This window comes from Microbacterium sp. Y-01, from assembly GCF_003856715.1.
GTDB classification, from domain to species: Bacteria; Actinomycetota; Actinomycetes; order Actinomycetales; family Microbacteriaceae; genus Microbacterium; species Microbacterium algeriense.
Genome location: NZ_CP024170.1, coordinates 737,431 through 760,180, shown reverse-complemented (window position 1 = coordinate 760,180; position 22,750 = coordinate 737,431). Strand labels below are relative to the sequence as shown.

Genomic DNA, 22,750 nt, shown 5'->3' with positions numbered 1-22,750 from the left:
ATCGCCCGTCCCGAGGTGCGATGACATCTCGGTGGACGGCGCGCAGATGCGTGCGGAGTGCGAGCGCGCCGTCAGGCGCGGCGGTCGCGGAACACGAGGGTGCGCCCCATCACGGGCGCTGCGCATATTGTTCCCATGTCCGCCAGCATATCGGCACTCAGATCCAGCCGCGCTCCTCGGCCATGAGCACCGCCTGCTGACGGGTCTCGACCGAGAGCTTGCCGAGGACGACCGAGATGTGGTTCCGCACGGTCCCCGGCGCGAGGGAGAGCGCTCGAGCGATCTGCCCGGTCGTCTCGCCGCGACGGCCTGCCCGCAGCACGTCGAGCTCACGGTCCGTGAGGGGCGAACGCTCGTCGCTCAGAGCATCCGCGGCGATCTCGGGATCCACATAGCGCGCGCCGGCGGCCACGCGGCGGATGACCGCGGCCACCTCGTCGGCGCCTCGGGACTTCGGCAGGAATCCGGCCACCCCGGAGGCGAGGGCGCGGCGCAGCACGCCGGGTCGCGCGTGCCGGGTGACGACGACGCACCGGGTCGCGATCGCCCTGTTCAGCTTCTCGGCCACCTGCACGCCGTCCAGTCCCGGCATCTCGAGGTCGAGCAGGCACACGTCCGGATGCAGCCGCAGCGCCTCGGTCACCGCCTGCTCGCCGTCCGCGCACTCCGCGATGACCTCGATGTCCGGCTCCAGGCGCAGCAGCGCCGCGAGCGCGGAACGGATCATGGCCTCGTCGTCGGCCAGCAGCACGCGGATCATCGCCCCTCCTCGGTCTCGGCGGGGACGGTGACCACGACCACGAACTCGTCCGCCTCCCGTCGCACCTCGAGCGTGCCGTGCGCCTCCTCGATGCGCCGACGGACACCGTCCAGGCCGGAGCCGTCGTACTCGAGCTCGGCGCCCGGCACCGTGTCGTTCCCGATCTCGTAGCGCCAGCTGTCCGTGGTCCGCGTCAGCAGGAGGCGCGCTCGCCGCCCGGCACCGTGTCGGAGGACGTTCGTCGTCGTCTCCCGGATGACCGGCCCCAACGCGGAGGCCGGGGCCGCATCGGCATCCGCGTCGATCGCGGCCTCGACCTCCAGCCCTGCGGCGACCAGCAGGTCCCTGGCGTTGGCCAGCTCATCCCCCAGCGGAACCGAGCGGAAGCGGGTCGCGAGATCCCGCGTCCCCTGTCGCGCCTCGTCGACGCTGACCCGTGCCGCACGGAGCTGCTCCATCCCGGCATCCGCATCGATCGGCAGCAGGCGCTCCGCGAGTTCGAGCTGCAGCGCCACGACCTGGAGGTGGTGCCCCTGCAGGTCGTGCACATCGGTCGCCACGCGCAGACGCTCCTGGGTCGCGGCGAGCTTCGCCTCGGAGGCTCTCGCGCGGTCGAGCGTCACCAGCACGTCCCACCACCAGAGCGAGCTGACACTCATACCGGGGAGCAGCGCGCCGTAGACGACGGGAATCCACCAGGGGAGCCCGCCGTTCAGTCCGGCGGCGGAATCGACCACGGCCAGTGCGGCGAGGATGAGGGTCGCCGCCAGGACGACGCGGACGCGGACGCCGCGCGGCCAGCTCAGGAGCACGAAGAACTGCACGATGGGCATGGCGGCGAGCTGCCAGCTGCTCACCAGGGCGCCGGCCGTGAGGCCATAGGCGGCCGCGACGAGGAACGGCACCGCCAGGCTCCGCCACATCGCCTCCGGCCCGCTGTCGACGCGGCGTCGGTAGTGGACGAGCAGCATCAGCGTCGACGCGCACCAGACCACGCCCCCGATGCCGACGAAGAGCACGACGCCGCCGCTCACATCCTCCGCGGCGGCGATCCCGGCCCACGCGACGACGAGCATCAACTCGATGAACAGGACGGCGGTGACGGTGTACCACCAGGTCGCGGTGATGCCCCGCGCGAGTTGACGGGCGCCGAGTGCCGGCTCGGCGACGGAGGACGGGGGGATGCTGCTCACGCTCCCACGATACGGCCGTGACACTTGTCACCCGTCGAGGGCGCGATCCACCCGGAAAGGGGTGACGGGCCGACACTGCCGCGCGCGTCGGAGTTCCAGTGGACTGGTGTCATCGCGACGGAGACTCCGATCGCATCGAACCACGGGAGCACCCCCATGAACCTCATCGAGACCTTCCAGAACCTGGTCGCCCAGGTGCCCGAGCTGGTCCAGCCGCTGATCGTCGCCCTGGCCGGCGCCGTCCCCTTCGTCGAAGGCGAGGGCGCCGTGAGCATCGGGATCATCGGCGGCATCGCTCCGGTCGTCGCCGCGATCGCCGCCATGGTCGGCAACTTCCTGTGCGTCGTGGTGCTGGTGCTGGCGAGCTCCGGCGCCCGCGCCGCTGTGGTGAACCGTTCGCGGGCCAAGCAGGTCGCGCTTGCCGGCGGCGGAATCGGCACCGAGACGGAGCACGCACCGGACGCCGGACGCGGCAGTGTGCGCCGGGAGAAGTTCCAGCGCGCCTTCGAGCGCTACGGCGTTCCCGGCGTCAGCCTCCTCGGCCCCCTGCTGCTGCCGACGCAGTTCACCGCGACCATGCTGGCCGCGTCGGGCATCGGCAAGGGACGCATCCTCTTCTGGCAGGCGCTCGCGATCATCGGATGGACGACCATCGTCGCGTTCATCGTCGGGAGCGCGGTCTACGCGATCCGCTGATCACCCGGGTGGGGGCGCGCGGTCGGCGCCCTCACCCGACCGATCCGCTGTCGCAGCGCTACCGTGCCGCGTCATCGGTCGGCGATGTCCGACCCCCCGGCCAGGATGACGGCATGATCACGCTGCTCTCGGCCCCGTCCAATCTCGGTCTCCGCCCACCCGAGCACGGCAGCGTCCCAGGAGCTGCGAAGGCACCGGAGGCGTTCCGCGAAGCGGGACTCTTCCGCCGCTTCGGGGAACTCGGCGCCCGCGAGAGCGGAGTGGTCCTGTCGGGACGCTACGTCGACGACGACGACACCCGCGCGGCCGGCCTCGTGCGCAACCAGGAGGCGATGCTCGATCACACCCGACGCCTGGCGGAACGGCTCGGCCGGCTGCTCGATGCCGGTGAGGCACCGCTCGTGATCGGCGGCGACTGCGCGATCCTGCTCGGAGCCGGGGTCGCGACCGCACGCCGCGGCGGGATCGGGCTCGTGCACGTCGACGGGCACACCGACTTCCGTCACCCGGGCAACAGCGACGAGTGCGCGAGCGTGGCAGGCGAGGCTCTCGCGGCCGCGGTCGGCAGGCACTGGCCGGCGATCGCCGACATCGACGGGCTCGCGCCCTACTTTCCCGCGGAACGCACCGCGCACATCGGTCACCGGGACGACGACGAGGAGCAGGAGGAGGTACGTGCCCTGCTCGGTCGCGTCACGCCCGCGTCCGACGTCATGGCTCTCGGCGCCGCTCGTGTGGCCGCCGACGCCGTCGCCGTGGCCGGCTCCGCCTACTGGCTCCAGGTCGACGTCGATGTACTCGACCCCGCGGTCATGCCGGCGGTGGACAGCCCCGATGCCGGCGGGATCGGGGCTGTCGAGCTCACCGCGCTGCTGCAGGGACTGGCTCCGCACGCGGTCGGCGCCTCCATCACGGTGTTCGACCCCGATCTCGACCCCGACGGGCGGTACGCGCTCCTGCTGGCCGACGTCCTGGTCGACGGCCTGCGCGACCTCGGCAGCCGGGTCCGCCGCGATGGAGGCGGCGTCCCCGGCTGACCGCGGTCAGGCGTCGCTCGAGCTCGCCGGCTCGGCACTCGCGTGGGGCGTGACGCGCACACGCGAGATGCGTCGACGGTCGATCTCCGCGACCTGGATCGTCGCTCCGGGCACCTCGACCGTGTCACCGACCACGGCGAGCCGCCCGAGCTGCTCCGTGACGAGTCCGGCGATGGTGTCCGATGAGCCCCGGGGCATCGCCAGGCCGGTGGCCTCTTCGAAGTCCTGCAGATTGAGACGCCCGTCGATGCCCTCGTCCGAGGTGATGAAGACCTCGGCGTCGTACTCGTCGAAGATCTCCCCCACGACCTCCTCGACGAGGTCCTCCAGGGTCACCAGCCCATCGGTGCCGCCGTACTCGTCCACGACCACCGCGATGTGGTGACCCTCGGCTCGCATACGGGTGAGGGTGGGCAGCACCCGCGCGGTCGACGGGATGTAGGGGATGTCGCGGACGAGGGCGTTCAGCGCGCGCGTCGGGTCCTCGGCGGCCGCCTCGAAGAGATCGCGCACGTGCACGAACCCGGTGATGTCGTCGATCGAGGTGTTCGAGACCGGATACCGCGAGAACGGGAGGTCCCGCACCTGCGACAGGGCGTCTCCGACGTTCGACGCCTCGTCGAGGGCGACGACCTCGGGCCGCGGTCGCATCACCTCGCTCACCTGCCGCCCTCGCAGGGACAGCACGTCGTCGAGGATGCGACGCTCATCGTCGGGCAGCCCCTGATGGCTCGCGACGATGTCACGCACCTCTTCGTCCGTCATCTCATCGCTCGTCTTGTGCGGGTCGCCGCCGAGCAGACGCACGAGGGCATTGGTCGACACCGACAGCAGCCAGATGACCGGGCGCATGACCGTCGCGAACCCGTTGAGCGCCGGCGCGACCGCGTAGGCGAACTGCGCGTTGCGCTGGATCGCGAGTCGCTTCGGCACGAGCTCACCGAGCACCAGGGAGAGGTAGGCGATGATCAGCGTGAGGACCAGCGTCGCGAGGGTCAGCGACAGCGCGGGCGCCAGACCCCATGACTCCAGCACGGGTGCCAGCGACGGCGCGATCGACGTCGCACCGTAGGCGGCGGACGCGAAGCCCGCCACCGTGACGCCGATCTGCACGGCCGAGAGGAAGGTGTTCGGGTTGCGGGCGAGGGCGGCGACCTTCGCGCCGCGGCGGCCTCGTTGGCCGATCGCGTTGATCTGGCTCTCGCGCAGGGTGACCAGCGCCATCTCCGTCGCAGCGAAGACACCGCCGATCAGCACGAACACGAAGACGAGGGCGATGTTCCAGAGCAGGTCGCCCATCAGCGGGCCCCCTCCCCGGTGGCGGGGTGAGCGCCCGGCGTGAGCCGGGCGCTCGTACTGTCAGAGTCCGAAGAGTCAGAACAGCGCTGCGCGCTCAAGAGTGCTCCTTGTCGGTAGGGGTGGTGTCGGTGGTGGAGGTGACGGCGCCCGGCGTGCGACGCGTCTTGAGCAGGCTCGCGACGGTCGCCACCGCGATGGTCGCGGCGATGAACAGCAGCGAGAACCAGATGGGGATCTCGGGCGCCCACTCGACGCCCTGGCCGCCGTTGATGAACGGCAGTTCGTTCACGTGCAGGGCGTGCAGGACGAGCTTCACGCCGATGAACGCGAGGATGACCGCGAGGCCCTGAGCCAGGTAGACGAGACGCTCCAGGAGTCCGCCGATCAGGAAGTACAGCTGACGCAGCCCCATGAGCGCGAAGGCGTTCGCCGTGAAGACGATGTATGCCTGGTCTGTCAGGCCGTAGATCGCGGGGATCGAGTCGACCGCGAACACCAGGTCGATGAAGCCGATCGCGATGATCGTGAGGAGCATCGGGGTGACGAAGCGCTTGCCGCTCTTGACCACGGTCAGCTTGTCGCCGTTGTATTCGTCGCTCACCGGGAGGTGACGACGGACGAACGTCATGAAGCGCCCGTTCGCCGGGTTGCTCTCGTGGTTGCTGAACGCCTGACGGTAGGCGAGCACGAGCAGCAGCGCACCGAACAGGTAGAAGATCCAGGAGAAGTTCTCGATCAGCGTGGCGCCGACGGCGATGAAGATGCCGCGCAGGATCAGGGCGATCACGATGCCGATCATCAGCACCTTCTGCTGGTACTTCTTGGGCACGGCGAAGCCGGTCATCACGATGAGGAAGACGAAGAGGTTGTCGATCGACAGCGCCTTCTCGGTCAGATAGCCGGCGAAGTACTCCCCGCCGTATGTCCAGCCCGAGACGACGCCGATGCCGACGCCGAACAGCAGCGCGAGGCTGATGTAGAAGATCGACCAGCGGGCCGACTCGCCGATGGTCGGCTCATGCGGCGTGCGCACGTGCGCGAAGAACTCGTATACGAAGAACGCGATCGTGACGGCGATCGTGATGATCCAGATCAGGGGGGTGACGTCCAAATGCGGGCTCCAGACTCGGGGTACGACAGTACCGCCAAAGTCTTCTCCATTCCATGGAACATGGAACCGGTGGCCCGGGATGCGACGTGCATCCGTAATGACGACCCCACCGTGTCGGAGTACTCCCCTTGGGAGATCTCAGAATAGAAGACGACCCTTTGCTGTTCCTGTGGATCAGCTGCGAACGGACAAGGCCCTCGGCGTCAGTCCAGCTCGGAGCGGGTGAGGTCCTGCTCCTCCGCACGGTCGATGGTGCTCGGGAGCACCTCGTCGAAGAAGCTCACGAGCACGGTCCTGGTCTTCACGGCGTCGCGCTCGATCATCGCCGCGCGGAGGGCGCCGACGAAACCGTCGACGGCCTCCCAGTCGACGGCGTCGCGCGCATGCTGGCTGAAGCGGCGGATCTGCGGTCCGAGACGCTCGATGATGACGGCGCGCGCGTCGTTACCTTCGATGCGGGCGAAGCCGGTGGCGATGCCCCGCAGCGCGATGCTGAACCCGGCGACGTCGCGCGCCTTGGCCGATGACGACATCGCGTCGGCGAGCTCGGTGAGGTAGGCGACGTCGTCGTCCTGGATCAGCGGCATCACGTGGCGCACGGAGCCGATCCAGATGTCGCCGAAGAGATCCACCGCGTTGCGGACCTGGTCGAGGTCGATCGGCGCCACGCGCGTGTAGCGGTTGCGCTGCATCTCCACGAGACCGTGGTCGGCGAGCCGGTCGAGGGCATGGCGGATCGGGGTCTTCGAGGTTCCGAGCCGCTCCGCGAGCTCGTAGTCGCGCAACCGCTCACCGGGCCGCAGCTCTCCGGTGATGATCGCGTCCTGCAACCGCGCGTAGGCCTCGTCGCTCATCGACCGACGCTCGAGGGGTCCGCCTGACAGTGCCACATGTCCTCCACTCGAACACGACAGTAGAGCCTGAAGTTCTACCTCCTATGCAATGTATCGCATCGCGCGTAATACCCGTGAAAAATCGGAGTCGCTGTCCTCTGCCGAGTCCGATCACGCGCCCGGTGGCCCGTCGAGGACGGTGGGCACGTATTCGAGCAGCTGCGTCCGCCGGTCGAACGTGCGCGATTCAACGAGGTCCATCGCGACGTCGGGGTAGCCGTCGAAGATGCGCTCGTGACCGGTGGCCCCGGTGATCACGGGGAAGATCACCAGGCGGTAGCGATCGACGAGACCCGCCATCAGGAGGGATCGGCTCAGCGCGATGCTGCCGATCGTGCGCAGCGGCCGATCGGACTCCTCCTTCAGCGCTCGCACGTACTCGACGGCGTCGGTCCTGACGAGGGTCGAGTTCACCCACGCGAGAGGCTCCTGGAGGGTGGCGGAGAACACGTGCTTGCGGATCCCGTCGAGCACGTCGGTCCCGGGCTCTCCCTCGGCGGTCAGCGCGGACATCACCCGGTAGGTCCGTGCGCCCATGAGGAGGGGACCATCCTTGTCCGGATGCTCATCGAGCCACTGAAGGTATTCCGGGCTCTCCAACCCCCACCACCCCGGCCAGCCGGTCGCAGACGCGTAGCCGTCGAGGGAGCAGATGAAATCGATCGTCAGGGCCTGCATCGCCGACTCCTTCGCTGTCCGCGCGCCCCGCCGTCGGGACGTGTCGTTGCGGTCGAATGGATGCTTCGCGCAGAGTCTAGATCGGACTGCCGCGTGCCGCGAGGGGCACCGGGGCGCTGGCGCGTGAGGCCTCAGCGCACCGTGTCGATGCTGCGCCCGTGCGCCGGCTCACGCAGTTCGGCGACGGTCGAGAATTTCCGTGATCAAACCGTTGCATTCGTTACCTCGCCGTTATACAGTGATCGCACGGTGAATGTTTGCTGTGGCATCCACCGCATGTGATTGCAGGACACTCTTGGTGCAAGGGACAAGGGCCGGTCGGGAGCCTCTCCGACCGGCCCTTTACTGTTCGCACTATTCTGTGAGGATGACCGATCGCAAGCTCGCCCTGGAGGCCTGGGAGAGCCTTTTCCGGGCGCAGCACGAGCTGTTCACCGAGATGATGGCCGACTTCGATCACAGCGACGTCACCCAGGCCGAGTACGACGTGCTGCTGACGGTCACTCGGTCGCCGGATATGACCGCCCGGCTGCGCGACATCACAGCGAACATGCTGATCAGTCAGCCCAGCGTCTCGCGACTCGTCGATCGCATGGTCACTCGCGGTCTCGTCGCCAAGTGCGCCGACCCGGACGACGGCCGGGGTGCGTTGATCCGCGCGACGGACGAGGGTGCGCGCGCTTTCCGCTCGCTCGCCACCGTGCACGGGCGCTCGATCGCCGACCGCATGTCGCGCCTGGACGACGACGAGCTGCGCACCCTTCGCGATCTCGCGGAGAAGCTCCGCGCCCGCTGAACCGCGCGCTTCCTCCTCACAGCGGGATCAGCGCGAGTTGCTCACATTCCGTGAGGCGAACGCCGTCGGCGCCGTCTCCCGATCGGCTTTTCTGGCAGGGTGGATCACGGATGCCCGCAACGGATGCGGGCACATCGGACCGCCCCCTCGGGGGGAACCAGGGAGGTCATCCATGGAGATCGCCGGAATCGTCGGCATCCTCATCATCGTCGGGATCGCGGTCGTCGTCGCGGTCGTCCTGCTGCTGATCCTGCTGCTGTTCGCACGCAGCTGGATCAAGGTCGCTCGTGCGGACGAGGCACTCGTCATCTCGGGCCGCAAGCAGAAGATCCAGCGCGCGGTCATCGCCGCCGACGGCACGACCAGTTCCGAGATGGCGGAGTCTCCCGTCACGGTGATCGTGAACGGCAAGTCGCTGGTCAACCCGATCACGCAGCGGCACGAGATCATCTCCCTGCGCTCACGCCAGGTCTCCCTCAACGCCGAAGCGCAGTCGCTCGACAGCGTGACGCTGAACGTCGACGGCGTCGCGATCGTGAAGATCGGCTCCGACCCGCTGTACGTCCGCCGCGCGGCCGAGCGATTCGCCTCGCAGGACAAGGCGATCGAGCAGTTCACGACCGAGCAGCTCGAAGGTGCGCTCCGCGGCATCGTGGCGACGCTCTCCGTGGTCGAGCTGATGCGGGAACGGAAGAAGTTCTCGGACCAGATCGCCGCCGATGTGTCGCAGGAGCTCGCCGAGCAGGGCCTGATCCTCGACTCCTTCCAGATCAAGGGGATCACCGACAAGGTCGGCTACATCCAGTCCCTCGGTGCGCCCGAGATCCAGGCGAAGCGACAGGCCGCCGAGATCTCGCAGACGAACGCCGACCGCGCGATCAACCAGAAGAACATCGCCAACCAGGAAGCCAACCTGATCGAGCAGACCGCGCTCGACACGAACACGGCCAACGCCGACTCCGGCATCGGCCGCGCGCGTGCCGAGGCCGAGCAGGCCGAAGCCCTGGCCCGTGCTCAGGCGGAGCAGGCCGTGCTGCAGCAGCAGGCCGAGAACAAGCAGGCTCAGCTCGATGCCGACGTCAAGCGTGTCGCCGATGCCCAGCGCTATGAGGCGGAGACGCGCGCTCAGGCCGAGCTCTACACGCGCGAACGAGCGGCCGAAGCCGCCGCGATCGAGCAGGTCAAGCAGGCAGAGGCCCGCACCCGCATCGCCGAGCAGCAGGCACAGGCCGACAAGGCCCGCGCCGAGGGTGAAGCCGCCGCGGCGATCGCCAAGGCCAGCGGTGAAGCGAACGCCCTCCGCGCCCAGGCTGAGGCGGAGGCAGAAGCCCGCCGCCTGCGCGCGAGCGCGGAAGCCGACGCGATCCGCGCCGAGGGTGACGCCCGCGCTGCCGCGCTCGAAGCAGAGGCGAAGGCCATCGCCTCGAACCAGGATGCGTTCCTGTCGCAGCGCGTGCTCGAGGTCCTGCCGTCGATCATGGCCGAGTTCTCCAAGGGCTACGCCGCGATCGGCAACGTCTCGATCATCGGCAGCTCCGGGGAGGACGGCGCCTCGAACGTCGTCGGCGCCGACAACGCGAAGGCACTGCGCTCGGTGTTCGACAGCGTCCACTCGGCCACGGGTCTCGACCTCGCCGGCATCATCCAGGGACAGGCCGTCGGACGCGGCATCGGAGAGGGCGTCGCCGCGGCATCCACCGTCACCGCACAGGCGGAACGGCCGGCGACCACGTCTACGCCGCCTCAGTCTGCGACGCCGGCACCCGCTGCGGAGTAGCCGACGCAGCACAGAAGACAGCGCAGCATGACCGGATGCCGCGACCGAACCGGTCGCGGCATCCGTGCGTGCCGCTCGTACCACCACCGCTGAGCCCCTCCCGGACGCCGGTGTCCCACCGCCCGAAACGGCCGACTGGTTCCGGCGATCCGAAGAGCGGGCAGACTGGACGGGTGACGCCCGCCGCCTTCGACCTCGACGCCATCGGCGCTGGCCTCTCGTTCGCGGCAGCCCTCGACGAACTCTCCGCAGCGCTCGACGAGAGCGGATCCGTGGTCGTGACCGCCCCACCGGGAACCGGGAAGACGACACTCGTGCCACCCCTGATCGCCTCCCGTGGCGCGGGTCGTGTCATCGTCACCCAGCCGCGCCGCGTCGCCGCACGCGCGGCTGCTCGACGACTCGCCCACCTCGACGACTCCCCCCTGGGCACGCGCGTAGGATTCACGGTCCGCGGCGAGCGCTCGACGCGACCGGAGACGCGGGTCGAGTTCGTCACGGCCGGCGTGCTCCTTCGACGGATGCTCGACGACCCGGGTCTCGTGGGCGTCGATGCCGTGATCCTCGATGAGGTGCATGAGCGCGCCCTCGAGACGGACCTCCTGATCGGACTGCTCTCCGAGGTGCGCGAACTGCGGGACGACCTGGTGCTGGTCACCATGTCGGCCACGGTGGACGCCGCGCGCCTCGCCGCCGTCATCGGCACCGACGACCGCCCCGCACCGATCGTCGATCATGCCGTTCCCGCCTTCCCGCTCACCGAGCGTTGGGCGCCGAGTCCCGTGCCGCGTCTGGACGAACGCGGTGTCACCTGGAGCTTCCTCGACCACGTCGCCGGCGTCGCGACCGCGGCCGCCGCGGAGCTGGTCCGTGATGACCCGGCAGCGGACGTGCTGGTCTTCGCGCCGGGCGTCCGTGAGGTGTCGGAGATCGCCGGACGCATCCGCGCCGCGAGCAGCGCCTTCGACGTGCGGGAGCTGCACGGCCGGATTCCCCCACCCGAACAGGACGCGGTGATCCGGGGCCGCACGGCCGGAGATCTGCCCCGCATCATCGTCACGACCTCCCTCGCGGAGTCCTCGCTCACCGTCCCCGGGGTCCGTCTCGTCGTGGACAGCTGCCTGTCGCGACAGCCGCAGCGCGACGCTGCCCGCGGCATGACAGGACTGGTCACCACCGCAGCCTCGCGCTCCTCCTGCGTACAGCGTGCCGGGCGCGCCACCCGCCAGGGTCCCGGCACCGTGATCCGCTGCGTGGATCAGAGCACATACGCGGCGGCTCCGGCGCGACCTGCGCCGGAGATCGCCGTCGTCGACCTCGCCGACGCCGCTCTGCTGCTCGCCTGCTGGGGTGCTCCCGGCGGGGCCGGCCTTCGGATGATCGACCCACTGCCCGCCGAGAACCTCGCGGACGCCACCGCCGTGCTGCGCGGCCTCGGGGCGATCGACGATCGAGGCCGCGCGACGCCGGAGGGCCGCGCCCTCGCACGCATCCCGACGGACCCGCGCCTCGCCCGGGCTCTGCGGGACGGCAGCCGGATGGTCGGGAACCGACTCGCGGCCGAGGTCGTCGCGCTGCTCGGCGGCGACCTGAGGATCGCCGACGCCGACACCGCCCGGGCGCTGGTCACCCTGCGAGGCGGAAGAGCCCCCGACGCCCGCCGATGGCGGGACGACGTCCGCCGCCTCGAGCGCATGGTCGCACCGACCCCGGGCGTCGACTCCGATCTCGACGGCGTCGGGCTCGTGATCGCCCTCGCTTTCCCCGAGCGCATCGCCCACCGCGTCGAGCGCACCGCAGAAGGAGCGACGTTCCTGCTGGCGTCCGGGACGAGGGCCGCCGTGCGCGGTCCGTTGGCCGCGGTCGAATGGCTCGCGGTCGCCGACGTCGCGCGAGCCCCCTCGCGGGCCACAGCCGGATCCGGAGCGATCATCCGCTCCGCCGCGCTGCTGACGGAAGACCGGATGGAGCAGGCGGCGAGCCACCTGATGACCGACCGTGTCGAGGCGCAGTTCGTCGGAGGTCGCGTGCAGGCACGGCGCGAGCGACGCATCGGAGCGATCCTGCGCACCGCGGTGCCGGTTCGCGCATCGATCCAGGAGGGGAGGGATGCGGTCCGCCGAGCACTCCACCGCGACGGACTCGGCGTGTTCACCTGGTCCGATGGCGCGAGCGCGTTGCGCCGCCGGATGTCGCTGCTGCGACGCGAGCTGGGTGCACCCTGGCCCGACGTCTCCGATACCGGTCTGGTGGAGGCACTCGACGAGTGGCTCGCGCCGGAGCTCGACGCGCTCGCCTCCGGCTCTCCCGCGGGACGCCTGGAGCTGACCTCGGCGCTGCGCCGTCTGCTGCCGTGGCCCGAGGCGACACGCTTCGACGAACTGGTGCCGGAGCGCCTCGAGGTTCCCAGCGGATCCCGCATCCGCATCGCCTACCCCGACCCCGACGACGAGACCGCACGACCGGTCGTCGCGGTCAAGCTGCAGGAGTGCTTCGGGTGGGCGGACACACCCCGCCTGGTCGACGGACGGGTGCCGGTGCTGTTCCACCTGCTGTCCCCCGCGGGTCGCCCCCTCGCCGTCACCGATGACCTCGCCTCGTTCTGGTCCGGGCCGTATCGCCAGGTGCGCGCCGAGATGCGCGGACGCTACCCGAGACATCCGTGGCCGGAGGACCCCTGGGCCGCTGTGCCGACCAAGCACACGAAGAATCACCCGGCGCGCTGAGGCGCGTCCCATCTCACCTCAGCGCGTGCGACGCCGCAGGGTGAGGGACGCCAGCACCAGAGCGCCGACGGCGAAGGCCACAACGATCAGGAGCGGACCGAACACATCCCATCCCTCGTCCCCCGCCGTGACGGCGTTGATCGTGTCGATCGCGTAACTCAGGGGCAGCCAGTCCGAGATGGCATACAGCACATCGGGCATCTGATCGCGGGGCATGAACAGTCCGCCGAGGATGATCTGCGGGAAGACCAGCAGCGGCATGAACTGCACCGCCTGGAACTCCGTCTGCGCGAAGGCGCTCGCCAGCAGGCCCAGCGCCGTGCCCAGAAGCGCATCGACGATCGCGACGAGCCCCAGTTGCCACAGCGGCCCCTCGACGTCCAGGCCGCACACGCCGACCGCGAACGACACGGTGATGATCGCCTGAAGCAGCGCCATGACTCCGAACGCGAGGGCATAGCCGAGGATGAAGTCGGCCTTCTCCAGCGGCGTCGTCATGAGGCGCTCGAGAGTGCCGGAACGGCGCTCCCGCAAGGTGGTGATCGAGGTGATCAGGAACATCACGATGAACGGGAACAGCGCCAGGATGGCGCCTCCGAAGCGATCGAAGACACCCTCCTGATCGCTGAACAGCCACGCGAACAGACCGACGAGCAGACTCGGCGCCACGAGCATGAGGGCGATCGAGCGCGGGTCGTGCCGCAGCTGAGCGAGGACGCGCCCCGCCGTCGCGAGCATCCGACGGCCGTTCATCGCTGATCTCCGTGACCGCGCGTCTCACGTCTCGATCGCCGTGTCCGGCCGTCCTCAGGGCGCTCGGCGGCTCGATCGCGTTCGATCAGGGCGAGGAAGGCGGCCTCGGGATCGGCGGTGCCCGTGTCGTCCAGGAGGGCCGCCGGTGTGGTGTCGGCGATGATGCGCCCTTCCCGAAGGAGCAGCAGCCGATCGCACCGCAGTGCCTCGTCCATGACGTGACTCGACACGAGCATGGTCACTCCTCGGTCAGCGAGACCTCGGAAGAGCTCCCACAGCTCGACCCGCAGGACCGGGTCGAGCCCGACCGTCGGTTCGTCCAGCACCACGAGCTCCGGCGACCCGATCAGCGCCATCGCCAGCGAGACCCGGCTGGCCTGACCGCCGCTGAGCGAGTCCACCAGCTGCCCTGCCTGAGGACCGAGCCCGACCTCCGCGATGACACGGTCGATATCCGCCTTCGGAGCCTTGAGCAGAGCCATGAAGTACGCGAGGTTCTGCCGCACGCTGAGATCTCCGTACACCGCGGCGCCTTGCGTGCCGTAGGCGACGCGATGTCGCAGCTGCCGCGATCCACCCGGCTGCCCCAGAACAGTCACCTCGCCCGCGGAGATCTTCTGCACACCCACGATCGCGCGCATCAGGGTGGTCTTGCCGCACCCGGACGGGCCGAGGAGCCCGGTGATCTGGCCGCGCGGGATGGTGAGATCGACGCCGTCGAACACGCGCGTGCCTCCGCGGTCCACCCGCAGCCGCGTGATGTCCACAGCCGAGTTATTCATCATGCGATGAATTATCCGCCTCCCCCTCCCCCTCGTCAACAGCCGCCCTTCCCCTCCCGCCCCCCACTCCGCACCCCAGCCCGCACCCCAGCCCGCACAACTTCCCGCACAACTTCGGAGTCCTGAACCGACACGCCGATGCGGAGCCGTCCAGGCGCGGCGTGTCGCCGTCGATCTCCGAAGTTGTGCAGGCGGAGGGCCTGCGACGGCGAGGCGGCGGGAGGGGCGACGGGAGGGGGCGGGGAGGAGGGGGGGTCAGTCGAAGAGGTAGCGCTGGAGGGTGGGGCCGACGCGGGCGACGAGGTCGTCGATGGACGCTGTCGCTATCGGGGAGAGTTTCAGCACATAACGAGTGAGGAGCAGTCCGGCGACCTGCGAGGCCACGAGCGTGGCGCGAAGCTCCGCGTCGGGGACGCCCAGCGCCGCAGCGATCCGGCCCACGAGTTCACGCGAGAGGAAGCCCGCCAGCAGCGGCGTCGTCAGCCGGCTCCCGATCGCGGTGCGCATGAGCATGACACCTCGTCGCTGGATCTCCGGCTGCTCGAAGCTCTCGAGGACGTATCGGATCAGCCGCTCCCCCACCTCTGCGCGGGGACCGGCGACGATCCTCGGCACGTCGACGTCGGGGCGCAGCGGGATGCCGACGGCCTCGGCGAACAGATCGGCCTTGGTGCCGAAGTAGTGGTGCACCAGCGCGGAATCCACCCCTGCGCGGGCCGCGATCGAGCGGACGGTCGCGCCGTCGTATCCCTTCTCCCCGAAGTCGTCGACCGCGGCCCCGATGATGCGCGTGCGGGAGTCGGATCCACCCCGCGGGCGCCCTCGTCGACGCGGCGTTCTGTGCTCGGTCATGCCCGTCAGCCTACGACTTCACGCGGCCGGATCAGTCGAGCAGATGCCGCAGATAGCGGGCCGGCTGATCGAGGAAGGAGCGCCAGTGGTTCACGATCTCGAGGTCTCCCCACTCGGCCGGCCGCATGCCCCAGTCGCCCACCTCGAGGATTTTCGCGCCGGGCAGAGCGGCCAGCACCGGCGAGTGCGTCGCGCACAGCACCTGTCCGCCGTCGTCGGCGATGCGCCGGAGCACGGCGATGAGTGCCAGCGTCGAGTTGAACGACAACGCGGCTTCCGGCTCGTCGAGGCAGTAGAAGCCGGGCTCATCGAATCGACTCTCCAGCAGGGCGAGGAAGGACTCGCCATGACTCATCTCATGGAACGGGACGTCGGCACCACGCGTCGAAGGATTGTCCTCGAGGTACGTGTAGAACGAGTGCATCGTCTCGGCGCGGAGGAAGAACCCCCACCGGCTCGCCCCGACGCCGCGCTGCAGTCGAAGCCAGTCGGACAGGGGCGACTCGGTCCGGCGTGTGCGATGCCACGCCTGGCGAGAACCGCCCTCGGGAGAGAGCCCGTACGCGATCGCGACCCCCTCGACGAGGGTGGACTTGCCGCTGCCGTTCTCCCCGACGAGGAACGTGACGCCGGGATCGAGGTCGATGCCCTCGCGCAGAAACTGGGCGACCGCGGGGATGTTCGTGGGCCAGTCGATCCCGGGTGTCGGGGCATCATCGTTCGGACGGACCGACACCACGGGCTGCTGCCGCCGACGCCGCGAGGTCGGGTCCCAGAACGCATCCATCATGTCCCCTCCCCGTGACGCCTCGTCGCAGGCTACCCGCCGTCACCGACACGGAGGCTGTGGAGCACGGTCAGCATTCGATGACGTTGACCGCCAGCCCGCCTTCGCTCGTCTCCTTGTACTTGGTCGACATGTCCAGGCCGGTCTGGCGCATCGTCTCGACGACCGCGTCCAGCGACACGTAGTGGCTCCCGTCGCCGCGCAGCGCGAGACGTGCGGCGGTCACGGCGGTCGAAGCGGCGATCGCGTTGCGTTCGATGCACGGGATCTGCACGAGTCCGCCGATCGGATCGCACGTGAGCCCGAGATGGTGTTCCATCGCGATCTCGGCGGCGTTCTCGATCTGCCGATTCGTGCCGCCCATCACAGCGGTGAGCCCGCCGGCAGCCATGGCGCACGCCGACCCGACCTCGGCCTGGCATCCGCCCTCGGCCCCGGAGATCGACGCGTTGGCCTTGAACAGCGACCCGAGTGCTGTCGCCGTGAGCAGGAAGCGTCGGATGCCGCGACGACGGTTGGCCTCGGCCACCAGAGCTTCGTCCACGCCGTCCGGTTCCGCGACGGCGCCGTGCGGAGACGTCGCGTCGAAGCCGAGCAGGGCGCTGCCGACGAGCTCGCCGTAGGGCGTGACGGCGTTGCCCGCACCGAGCCCGGAGTCCGCGAGGAATCGCCACCAGTACATCGCGACGGCGGGGAGGATCCCGGCAGCGCCATTGGTCGGAGCCGTGACCACGCGACCACCCGCGGCGTTCTCCTCGTTGACGGCCAGAGCGAAGGCGCCCAGCCATTCGCCCGGCAGCTCGCGGTGCCCTTCGGCCTCGACCTCTTCGAGTTGCCCGCGGATCACACCCGCCCGTCGCTTGACCTTGAGGATCCCGGGAAGGACGCCCTCGGCGTGCAACCCGGCGTCCACGCATCTGGACATCGCCTCCCAGATCGCGTCGAGCCCGGCGGCGACCTCCTCTTCGCTGCGGACGGAGGTCTCGTTGAGCCGGGCGAGTTCGGCGATGGAGAGTCCGTGCTCGTCGCACAGGGCGAGCAGCGACGCCGCGTCGGCGTAGGAGTAGGGGAAGCCGGCGGTGGTGAGCTTCGCAGCCTCGCCGTCGCGGCGGATGAAGCCGCCGCCGACCGAGTAGTAGGTCTCCTCGATGAGGACGGAGCCGTCTTCGGCCCACGCGGTGAGGGTCATCGCGTTCGGGTGCCCTGGCAGGCGGGTGCGCGGCGCGAAGACGATGTCTTCTTTCGCGAACGGCACCGCATGGCTCCCGTCGATCGACAGCATCCCGCCCGGGGGGAAGTCCGTCCAGGCCGACCGCACTTCCGCTGGATCGCAGGTCTCCGGCGCGAGCCCCCGCAGCCCCGCGACCACGGCATCCGGGGTCCCGTGCCCGATCCCGGTCGCACCGAGCGATCCGTATAGGGTGCTGCCGACGCGTGCCACCTGCGGCAGGACCCCTGTTGCGGAGAGCCGGTGCGCGAAGTCGAGCGCCGCCCGCATCGGTCCGACCGTATGGGAGCTCGATGGTCCCACTCCGATGGAGAAGAGGTCGAAGGCCGAGACGTACGCTGTCACCCCTCCAGGCTACGCCGCTTCGCACGCTCCGGTTCACCGGCGTTAACCCGTCGGCCGCGTCAACCCCCTTCAACGTCCGACGGCGGCGGGGCATCCTGGTGTCACGACTCCGAGGAAGGGAAGACCATGAGCGACAGCACACCCGAACCGACCGAGACCCCCGCGCAGGACGGCAGCACGCCCGAGGCTCAGGTTCCCACGCCGACGCCCTCCTCCGACACGTCGGAAGGAGAGGTCACGACGCCCGACGAGGCCTCGTCGACGGAGGACGCGGACCCGGAGGAGGTTCCGAGTACCGAGGAGCTCGAGGAGCCGAGCACGGAGAAGGATCCCGGTGAGGAGCCCAAGGCTCCGCCGCGCCAGGAGTCCGAGCCCGACCACGAGGCCGTCGGCATCGGCGTCATCGACTCCGAGGACCCGCAGTCCCCCTGACCCGCTCGCCCCTGGTCTCCCCCGCGCCCGGCCCGAGCCCAGGGCAGCGGGAGCGGATCAGCGGGCGCCCGGCGGGGAAGGGCACGTCACTCCACGAGCTTGCCCTCGGTGTCGACGTCGCGCATGAGCTCGGCGATCTCGCCGGGGACGGGAGGGATCTGCTCCCGCGTGACACCTGACGTCGGCGACCACACCAGGTTCACCTGCAGGGTCGGATCGGTGTCGGGGAAGTCGCTGCGGTTGTGGCACCCGCGTGTCTCCCGACGCTCGCGTGCTGCCTCGAGCGTGGCCCTGGCCGCAAGCGCCGATGCCTTGAGGTCGAAGGCGTGCGCGAGGTCCTGGAATCCGGCGATGTCGGGGTGGATCCCGATGTCCTCCATGCGCCCCTCGATCATGTCGAGGTCGGCGAGTCCGGCGTTCAGCCCCTCTTCCGACCGCACGACACCGGCGTACTCGGTCATGAGGTTGCGGATGGCCCGTTGCAGCGCGCGCACGTTCTCTCGGCCGTCCGCGGCGAGCAGGTCGTCGATCTCGGCCCTGGCCGCGGCCACCGCTTCGGAGGAGCGACGCTGCGCATCCAGCCCGGCCGCGTGGGCCATGGCCGCCTGCCCGACGATTCGTCCGTACACCAGCAGCTCGATCAGCGAGTTGCCGCCGAGCCGGTTCGCGCCATGCAGTCCGCTCGAGGCCTCGCCGATCGCGTACAGGCCCTCGACGTCGGTCCGGTGGTCTTCCGGCCGCACCCAGACGCCGCCCATCGAGTAGTGCGCGGTCGGGGCGATCTCGATCGGATCGGTGGTGATGTCGAGCATCTGCAGCTCCATCATCGTCTGGTAGACCCGTGGAAGCCGGGTCATGATGGTCTCGCGTGGCAGGTGCGACACGTCGAGCCAGACGCCGCCGTTCTCGGTGCCGCGTCCTTCCTGGATCTCGGTGTAGGCCGCGAGCGCGACGCGGTCACGTGTCGACAGCTCCATCCGCTCGGGGTCGTACTTCGCCATGAACCGCTCGCCCAGCGCGTTGCGCAGGATGCCGCCCTCCCCGCGGGCGGCCTCCGAGATGAGGGTGCCGGCGGCGTTCTCGGGCTCGATGATGCCGGAGGGGTGGAACTGCACGAGCTCGGGGTCGCGCAGGCGAGCTCCCGCATCGACCGCGAGCCGGAACGAGTCGCCCGTGTTCTCGTCACGACGGGAGGAGGTGCGCCGCCAGATGCGGTTGTGCCCGCCGGCGGCGAGGATCACGGCGTCGGCGTGGATGAGGTAGCGGGTGCCGTCGGCCTGGTCGAAGCCGTAGGCGCCGAACACGACGTTGTCGCGCACCAGGAGGCGGGTGATGTAGACGTGGTCGAGGATGGGCACGTCCAGCTGCTCGGCTTTGCGCACGAGGGTGCGCTGGATCTCGAGGCCCGTGTAGTCCCCCGCGAACGCCGTGCGGCGGAAGGTGTGCGCGCCGAAGAAGCGCTGCGAGATGCGTCCGTCGTCCTCCCTGGCGAAGTCCATGCCCCAGCGTTCGAGGTCGCGGATGCCGCGCTCGGCGCCCTGAGTCACGATCTCGACGGTGTGCGGATTGGCGAGCAGGTAGCTCTCCTTGATGGTGTCTGCGGCGTGCTGCTGCCAGCTGTCTTCGGCGTCCATGGTGCCGAGCGCCGCGTTGATGCCGCCGGCTGCGAGGGAGGTGTGGGCGTCGTGGCGAGGGCGTTTGCCGACGGCAAGCACATCGACGCCGCGTTCGGCGACCTCGATCGCCGCGCGCAGCCCGGATCCGCCGGTGCCGATCACGAGGACCGTGGTGGAGATCTGTCGTTCGGGTGCATTCATGATCTCGACGCTAGTTAGGCGATCCTAATAACTCCAATGCATAGTTCGACTGGAAACCATGCGGGTAGGCTATGGATATGAACCTCGAGCAATTGCGCGGGTTCGTCGAAGTGGCCCGCCTCGGGCACTTCACCCGCGCCTCCGAGCACCTGCACCTCGCCCAGCCCTCCCTGAGCCGACAGATCTCGACGCTGGAGCGCGAACTCGGCGCCGAGCTGTTCCACCGCGCGCGCGGCCACATCGCACTGACGGCCGCCGGCGAGACGCTCCTCCCCCGCGCTCAGCGCATGCTCGCCGAAGCGGACGCCATCCGGGAGGAGATGGGCGAGCTGGCGGGACTCCGCCGCGGACGCGTGCGCCTCGGCGCCCCTCCCACGCTCTGCATCAGCCTCGTCGCCGAAGCCCTCAGCTTCTTCCACGGCGCCTACCCCGACGTCGATCTGCATCTCACCGAGAGCGGGTCGCGCCTGCTGGTCGAGCAGCTGGCGGTGGGTGCGGTCGACATCGCGCTCGTGACGCAGTCCGATGCGACGCCCCCGGCCGGGGTCAGCCTGACGCATGTCCCCCTGCTCACGGAAGAGCTCGTCGTCGTGTCCTCGGCCGCCTCGCCACCCGTGACCCACGGACCCTCGATCAGCCTGGACCACCTCGCCACTCTGCCCCTGATCGCGTTCGACGAGAGCTACGAGCTGCGCGCCACGATGGATGCCGCGTTCCGCGCGGCCGGCCTCACGCCGAAGCTCGCCCTGGAAGGGGCCGAGATGGATGCGGTGCTGCGCTTCGTCGAACGGGGCGTGGGGGTCGCGGTCGTTCCGGCGATGGTGCTCTTCGACCGCCCGTTGCTTCGTTCGGCGCGGCTCTCCCACCCGGCGATGACCCGCACCGTGAGCCTGGCCCACCGATCGGATGTGACCCCGGCGGTCGCCGTCGCGGCCATGCGCCGGGCCATCGTGTCGACCGCGGCGGCCGTCGCGGAGCGGGACCCGGCCATCACGAGCCTGCTCTGACTCGGGCGGACAGGAAGGCTCCGGGAAAAGCGAAGATCCCCGCCGCTTTCGCGACGGGGATCTCCGTACTGTCTCAACACAGTGTGCGCCCGAAGGGACTCGAACCCCTAACCTTCTGATCCGTAGTCAGATGCTCTATCCATTGAGCTACGGGCGCCCAGCCCGCTCAGCGGGCCGTGGAACAGCCTACAACAGTCCCGAGAGGAAAGCGAAACGAGGGGTCACTCGTCGTCCGCGGCGGCCTTCTGCTGCTTCTTCCGGCGCTTGGCCTTCGCCCGCTGCTCCGAGGAGAGAGCCTGCAGATCGACGAGGCGCAGAGCCTGCATCCTCGCCTCGCGCATGCGCGAGTAGTCGGGGTCGTGGTCGGGGCGCATGCCCTCGACCCGCAAGCGGCGGTCGAGGTTGTGGCGCACGTCGGCCCAGGCGGCATCGCGCGCCTCCTCGACGATCCGCTCGAGGCTCGCCCGATCCTGCATCATCTCGCGCAGGCGCTGAGCCACTCCGGTGGACTGCTTGGCGCGGCGGCGCAGGTTGCGCACGTCGCGGTCCCGGTAGTCGTGCGTTCCGACCGGGTCGGAGTGCCGGCCTCGCGCGCGCTTGCGCAGTGCCGTGACCGTGGCCGCGGCCTCTTCGGACTCCTCCGCCATCGCCCGCAGCGCCTCCCGCGCGTCGTCGATGTACTTCTCGGTGTCGAACACGCCGCCCTCGGCGATCGTGCCGATGAGGATGTGGTTCTTCACGGCGAGGCGCGCGGCGGCGGTCGCGATCGCGACGCCTTCGGCGATGGCATCCGCTGTCCGTCCCACCGGCACCTCCTCTCCACGAGCGTACCGGTATCACTGGGGCCCGGTGTCGGCCAGAATGGTTCGCAATCAGCATGCCCCATCCATCCGACATCCGCGGTTCCGCTCTCGGATGCGCGCCCGCAGGAGTCCCATGAAACGCCTCGACCTCACCGGGAGCACGACCGTGATCACCGGGGCCGCGCACGGCATCGGAGCCGACATCGCGCGCCTCCTCGCGGCGCGCGGCGCGCACCTCGCGCTGATCGATCATGACGGGACCGGACTCGCCGCGATCGCCGCCGAGCTCCGCGGCGTCCGGGTCACGACGCACGTCGTCGACCTCCGCGACGACGACGCGGTCTTCGCCTCCGCAGCGGCCATCACCGCGGAGCATCCGCGCATCAACGCCCTGATCACGTGCGCCGGCTCCTCCATGCTGGGCAGTCTCGAGCAGCTGACGATGGAGGAGATGCGCTGGCTCACCGACGTGAACCTCTGGGGCACGGTCTCGGTCACCAAGGCTCTGCTTCCCGCCCTCAGCGCCGCACCCGCGGCGCACATCACACACGTGGCCAGCGTGTACGCCCTCGCCGCTCCGGCCGGACGGATCCCGTATTCGCTCAGCAAGTTCGCCGTCCGGGCGTTCTCCGAGGCGCTCCGGCACGAGCTGGAGGGCTCGTCCGTCAGCGTCGGCGCCGTGTATCCCGCGGGTGTGCGCACCGGGATCATCCTGCACGGCCGGTACGCCGCCGCGATCGATCCCGCGGTGGCCGCTCGAGCCGCCGCCGCCCAGGCGGCGATGTACCACACCGACCCCGCTGACGCCGCGGCGCGCATCGTCCGGGCCACCGAGCGTCGGGCCGCTCGCACGATGGTCGGACGGGAGGCGCGCCTGATCGACGTGCTCACGAGGGTCGCACCGTCGTCGTACTGGCGCGTCATGCGGCGCCCCCTGCGCGCAGCGATCGACACGACGACGCCGCTCTCCTGATCGCG

The 22,750-nt window shown here is 69.8% G+C and carries 21 protein-coding genes and 1 tRNA gene; 8 read left to right on the top strand and 14 right to left on the bottom strand.

The features are described from left to right. Positions 1-157: 157 nt before the first annotated feature. Both CSX12_RS03475 and CSX12_RS03470 read right to left on the bottom strand, forming a co-directional pair. Complete coding sequence (locus CSX12_RS03475) at positions 158-760, bottom strand: response regulator transcription factor (RefSeq protein WP_017204577.1); 603 nt, start codon at positions 758-760, stop codon at positions 158-160. Next, positions 757-1,953 carry a histidine kinase gene (locus CSX12_RS03470; RefSeq protein WP_124894866.1) on the bottom strand — a complete coding sequence of 399 codons (1,197 nt, stop codon included), beginning with the start codon at positions 1,951-1,953 and terminating at the stop codon, positions 757-759. Before CSX12_RS03470 ends, CSX12_RS03475 begins: the two co-directional genes overlap by 4 nt. Before the next feature lie 156 nt (positions 1,954-2,109). On the opposite strand from CSX12_RS03470, the gene CSX12_RS03465 reads away from it, so the two are divergent. Together CSX12_RS03465 and CSX12_RS03460 are read left to right on the top strand one after the other, a co-directional pair. Then, positions 2,110-2,649 (top strand): small multidrug efflux protein, encoded by a 540-nt coding sequence (locus CSX12_RS03465; RefSeq protein WP_124894865.1) that lies wholly within the window; start codon positions 2,110-2,112, stop codon positions 2,647-2,649. A gap of 113 nt (positions 2,650-2,762) precedes the next feature. Then, on the top strand, positions 2,763-3,686 hold the full coding sequence (locus tag CSX12_RS03460; protein ID WP_124894864.1) for an arginase family protein: 924 nt from the start codon (positions 2,763-2,765) through the stop codon (positions 3,684-3,686). A gap of 6 nt (positions 3,687-3,692) precedes the next feature. On the opposite strand, the gene CSX12_RS03455 is transcribed toward CSX12_RS03460, so the two are convergent. The 4 genes from CSX12_RS03455 to CSX12_RS03440 all read right to left on the bottom strand — a co-directional run bounded on the left by CSX12_RS03455 (position 3,693) and on the right by CSX12_RS03440 (position 7,667). Further along, positions 3,693-4,985, bottom strand: a complete 1,293-nt coding sequence (locus tag CSX12_RS03455) for a hemolysin family protein (protein WP_124894863.1) — start codon at positions 4,983-4,985, stop codon at positions 3,693-3,695. Positions 4,986-5,079: 94 nt separating this feature from the next. Then, positions 5,080-6,096: a TerC family protein gene (locus tag CSX12_RS03450; protein WP_017204572.1), complete on the bottom strand. Its 1,017-nt coding sequence runs from the start codon at positions 6,094-6,096 to the stop codon at positions 5,080-5,082. A gap of 203 nt (positions 6,097-6,299) precedes the next feature. Beyond that, positions 6,300-6,950: a GntR family transcriptional regulator gene (locus tag CSX12_RS03445; protein WP_051000936.1), complete on the bottom strand. Its 651-nt coding sequence runs from the start codon at positions 6,948-6,950 to the stop codon at positions 6,300-6,302. 150 nt (positions 6,951-7,100) lie between these two features. After that, a complete protein-coding gene (locus CSX12_RS03440) occupies positions 7,101-7,667 on the bottom strand; it encodes a dihydrofolate reductase family protein (protein ID WP_124894862.1) in 567 nt (188 codons plus the stop codon). A gap of 367 nt (positions 7,668-8,034) precedes the next feature. Between CSX12_RS03440 and CSX12_RS03435 the strand changes: the two genes are divergently transcribed. The 3 genes from CSX12_RS03435 (at position 8,035) to hrpB (ending at position 12,966) form a co-directional block, all read left to right on the top strand. Further along, positions 8,035-8,463, top strand: coding sequence for a MarR family transcriptional regulator (locus tag CSX12_RS03435; protein ID WP_017204569.1), 429 nt, complete (start codon positions 8,035-8,037; stop codon positions 8,461-8,463). A 172-nt stretch (positions 8,464-8,635) separates the two neighbouring features. Further along, positions 8,636-10,240: a flotillin family protein gene (locus tag CSX12_RS03430; RefSeq protein WP_124894861.1), complete on the top strand. Its 1,605-nt coding sequence runs from the start codon at positions 8,636-8,638 to the stop codon at positions 10,238-10,240. A 173-nt stretch (positions 10,241-10,413) separates the two neighbouring features. Further along, positions 10,414-12,966: an ATP-dependent helicase HrpB gene (gene hrpB / locus CSX12_RS03425; RefSeq protein ID WP_241160555.1), complete on the top strand. Its 2,553-nt coding sequence runs from the start codon at positions 10,414-10,416 to the stop codon at positions 12,964-12,966. A gap of 18 nt (positions 12,967-12,984) precedes the next feature. Here hrpB and CSX12_RS03420 read toward each other — a convergent pair whose 3' ends face one another. From CSX12_RS03420 to CSX12_RS03400, 5 genes are all read right to left on the bottom strand, one after another. Next, a complete protein-coding gene (locus CSX12_RS03420) occupies positions 12,985-13,719 on the bottom strand; it encodes an ABC transporter permease (protein WP_124894859.1) in 735 nt (244 codons plus the stop codon). Next, positions 13,716-14,504 (bottom strand): ABC transporter ATP-binding protein, encoded by a 789-nt coding sequence (locus tag CSX12_RS03415; RefSeq protein ID WP_124894858.1) that lies wholly within the window; start codon positions 14,502-14,504, stop codon positions 13,716-13,718. The genes CSX12_RS03420 and CSX12_RS03415 overlap by 4 nt, the downstream gene beginning before the upstream one ends. A 252-nt stretch (positions 14,505-14,756) precedes the next feature. Continuing rightward, positions 14,757-15,353 (bottom strand): TetR family transcriptional regulator, encoded by a 597-nt coding sequence (locus CSX12_RS03410; RefSeq protein WP_124894857.1) that lies wholly within the window; start codon positions 15,351-15,353, stop codon positions 14,757-14,759. Positions 15,354-15,384: 31 nt separating this feature from the next. Then, complete coding sequence (locus tag CSX12_RS03405; protein ID WP_124894856.1) at positions 15,385-16,143, bottom strand: AAA family ATPase; 759 nt, start codon at positions 16,141-16,143, stop codon at positions 15,385-15,387. A gap of 67 nt (positions 16,144-16,210) precedes the next feature. Then, complete coding sequence (locus CSX12_RS03400; RefSeq protein ID WP_124894855.1) at positions 16,211-17,713, bottom strand: L-serine ammonia-lyase, iron-sulfur-dependent, subunit alpha; 1,503 nt, start codon at positions 17,711-17,713, stop codon at positions 16,211-16,213. Between the two features lie 126 nt (positions 17,714-17,839). Here CSX12_RS03400 and CSX12_RS03395 point away from each other — a divergent pair, with 126 nt between their 5' ends. Then, a complete protein-coding gene (locus CSX12_RS03395; RefSeq protein ID WP_124894854.1) occupies positions 17,840-18,145 on the top strand; it encodes a hypothetical protein in 306 nt (101 codons plus the stop codon). Between the two features lie 86 nt (positions 18,146-18,231). Here CSX12_RS03395 and CSX12_RS03390 read toward each other — a convergent pair whose 3' ends face one another. Further along, entirely contained in the window at positions 18,232-19,962 is a 1,731-nt protein-coding gene (locus CSX12_RS03390) for an FAD-dependent oxidoreductase (protein WP_124894853.1), read from the bottom strand. Between the two features lie 77 nt (positions 19,963-20,039). Here CSX12_RS03390 and CSX12_RS03385 point away from each other — a divergent pair, with 77 nt between their 5' ends. After that, the gene (locus tag CSX12_RS03385) at positions 20,040-20,969 is read left to right on the top strand and encodes a LysR family transcriptional regulator (RefSeq protein ID WP_124894852.1); all 930 of its coding nucleotides are present in this window, start codon (positions 20,040-20,042) and stop codon (positions 20,967-20,969) included. Positions 20,970-21,053: 84 nt separating this feature from the next. Here the strand turns inward: CSX12_RS03385 and CSX12_RS03380 are convergent. Together CSX12_RS03380 and CSX12_RS03375 are read right to left on the bottom strand one after the other, a co-directional pair. After that, a tRNA-Arg gene (locus CSX12_RS03380) sits at positions 21,054-21,126 on the bottom strand. A gap of 64 nt (positions 21,127-21,190) precedes the next feature. Then, positions 21,191-21,775, bottom strand: coding sequence for a hypothetical protein (locus CSX12_RS03375; RefSeq protein WP_017204558.1), 585 nt, complete (start codon positions 21,773-21,775; stop codon positions 21,191-21,193). Positions 21,776-21,905: 130 nt separating this feature from the next. On the opposite strand from CSX12_RS03375, the gene CSX12_RS03370 reads away from it, so the two are divergent. Beyond that, positions 21,906-22,745, top strand: coding sequence for an SDR family NAD(P)-dependent oxidoreductase (locus tag CSX12_RS03370; protein WP_017204557.1), 840 nt, complete (start codon positions 21,906-21,908; stop codon positions 22,743-22,745). Positions 22,746-22,750 lie beyond the last annotated feature (5 nt).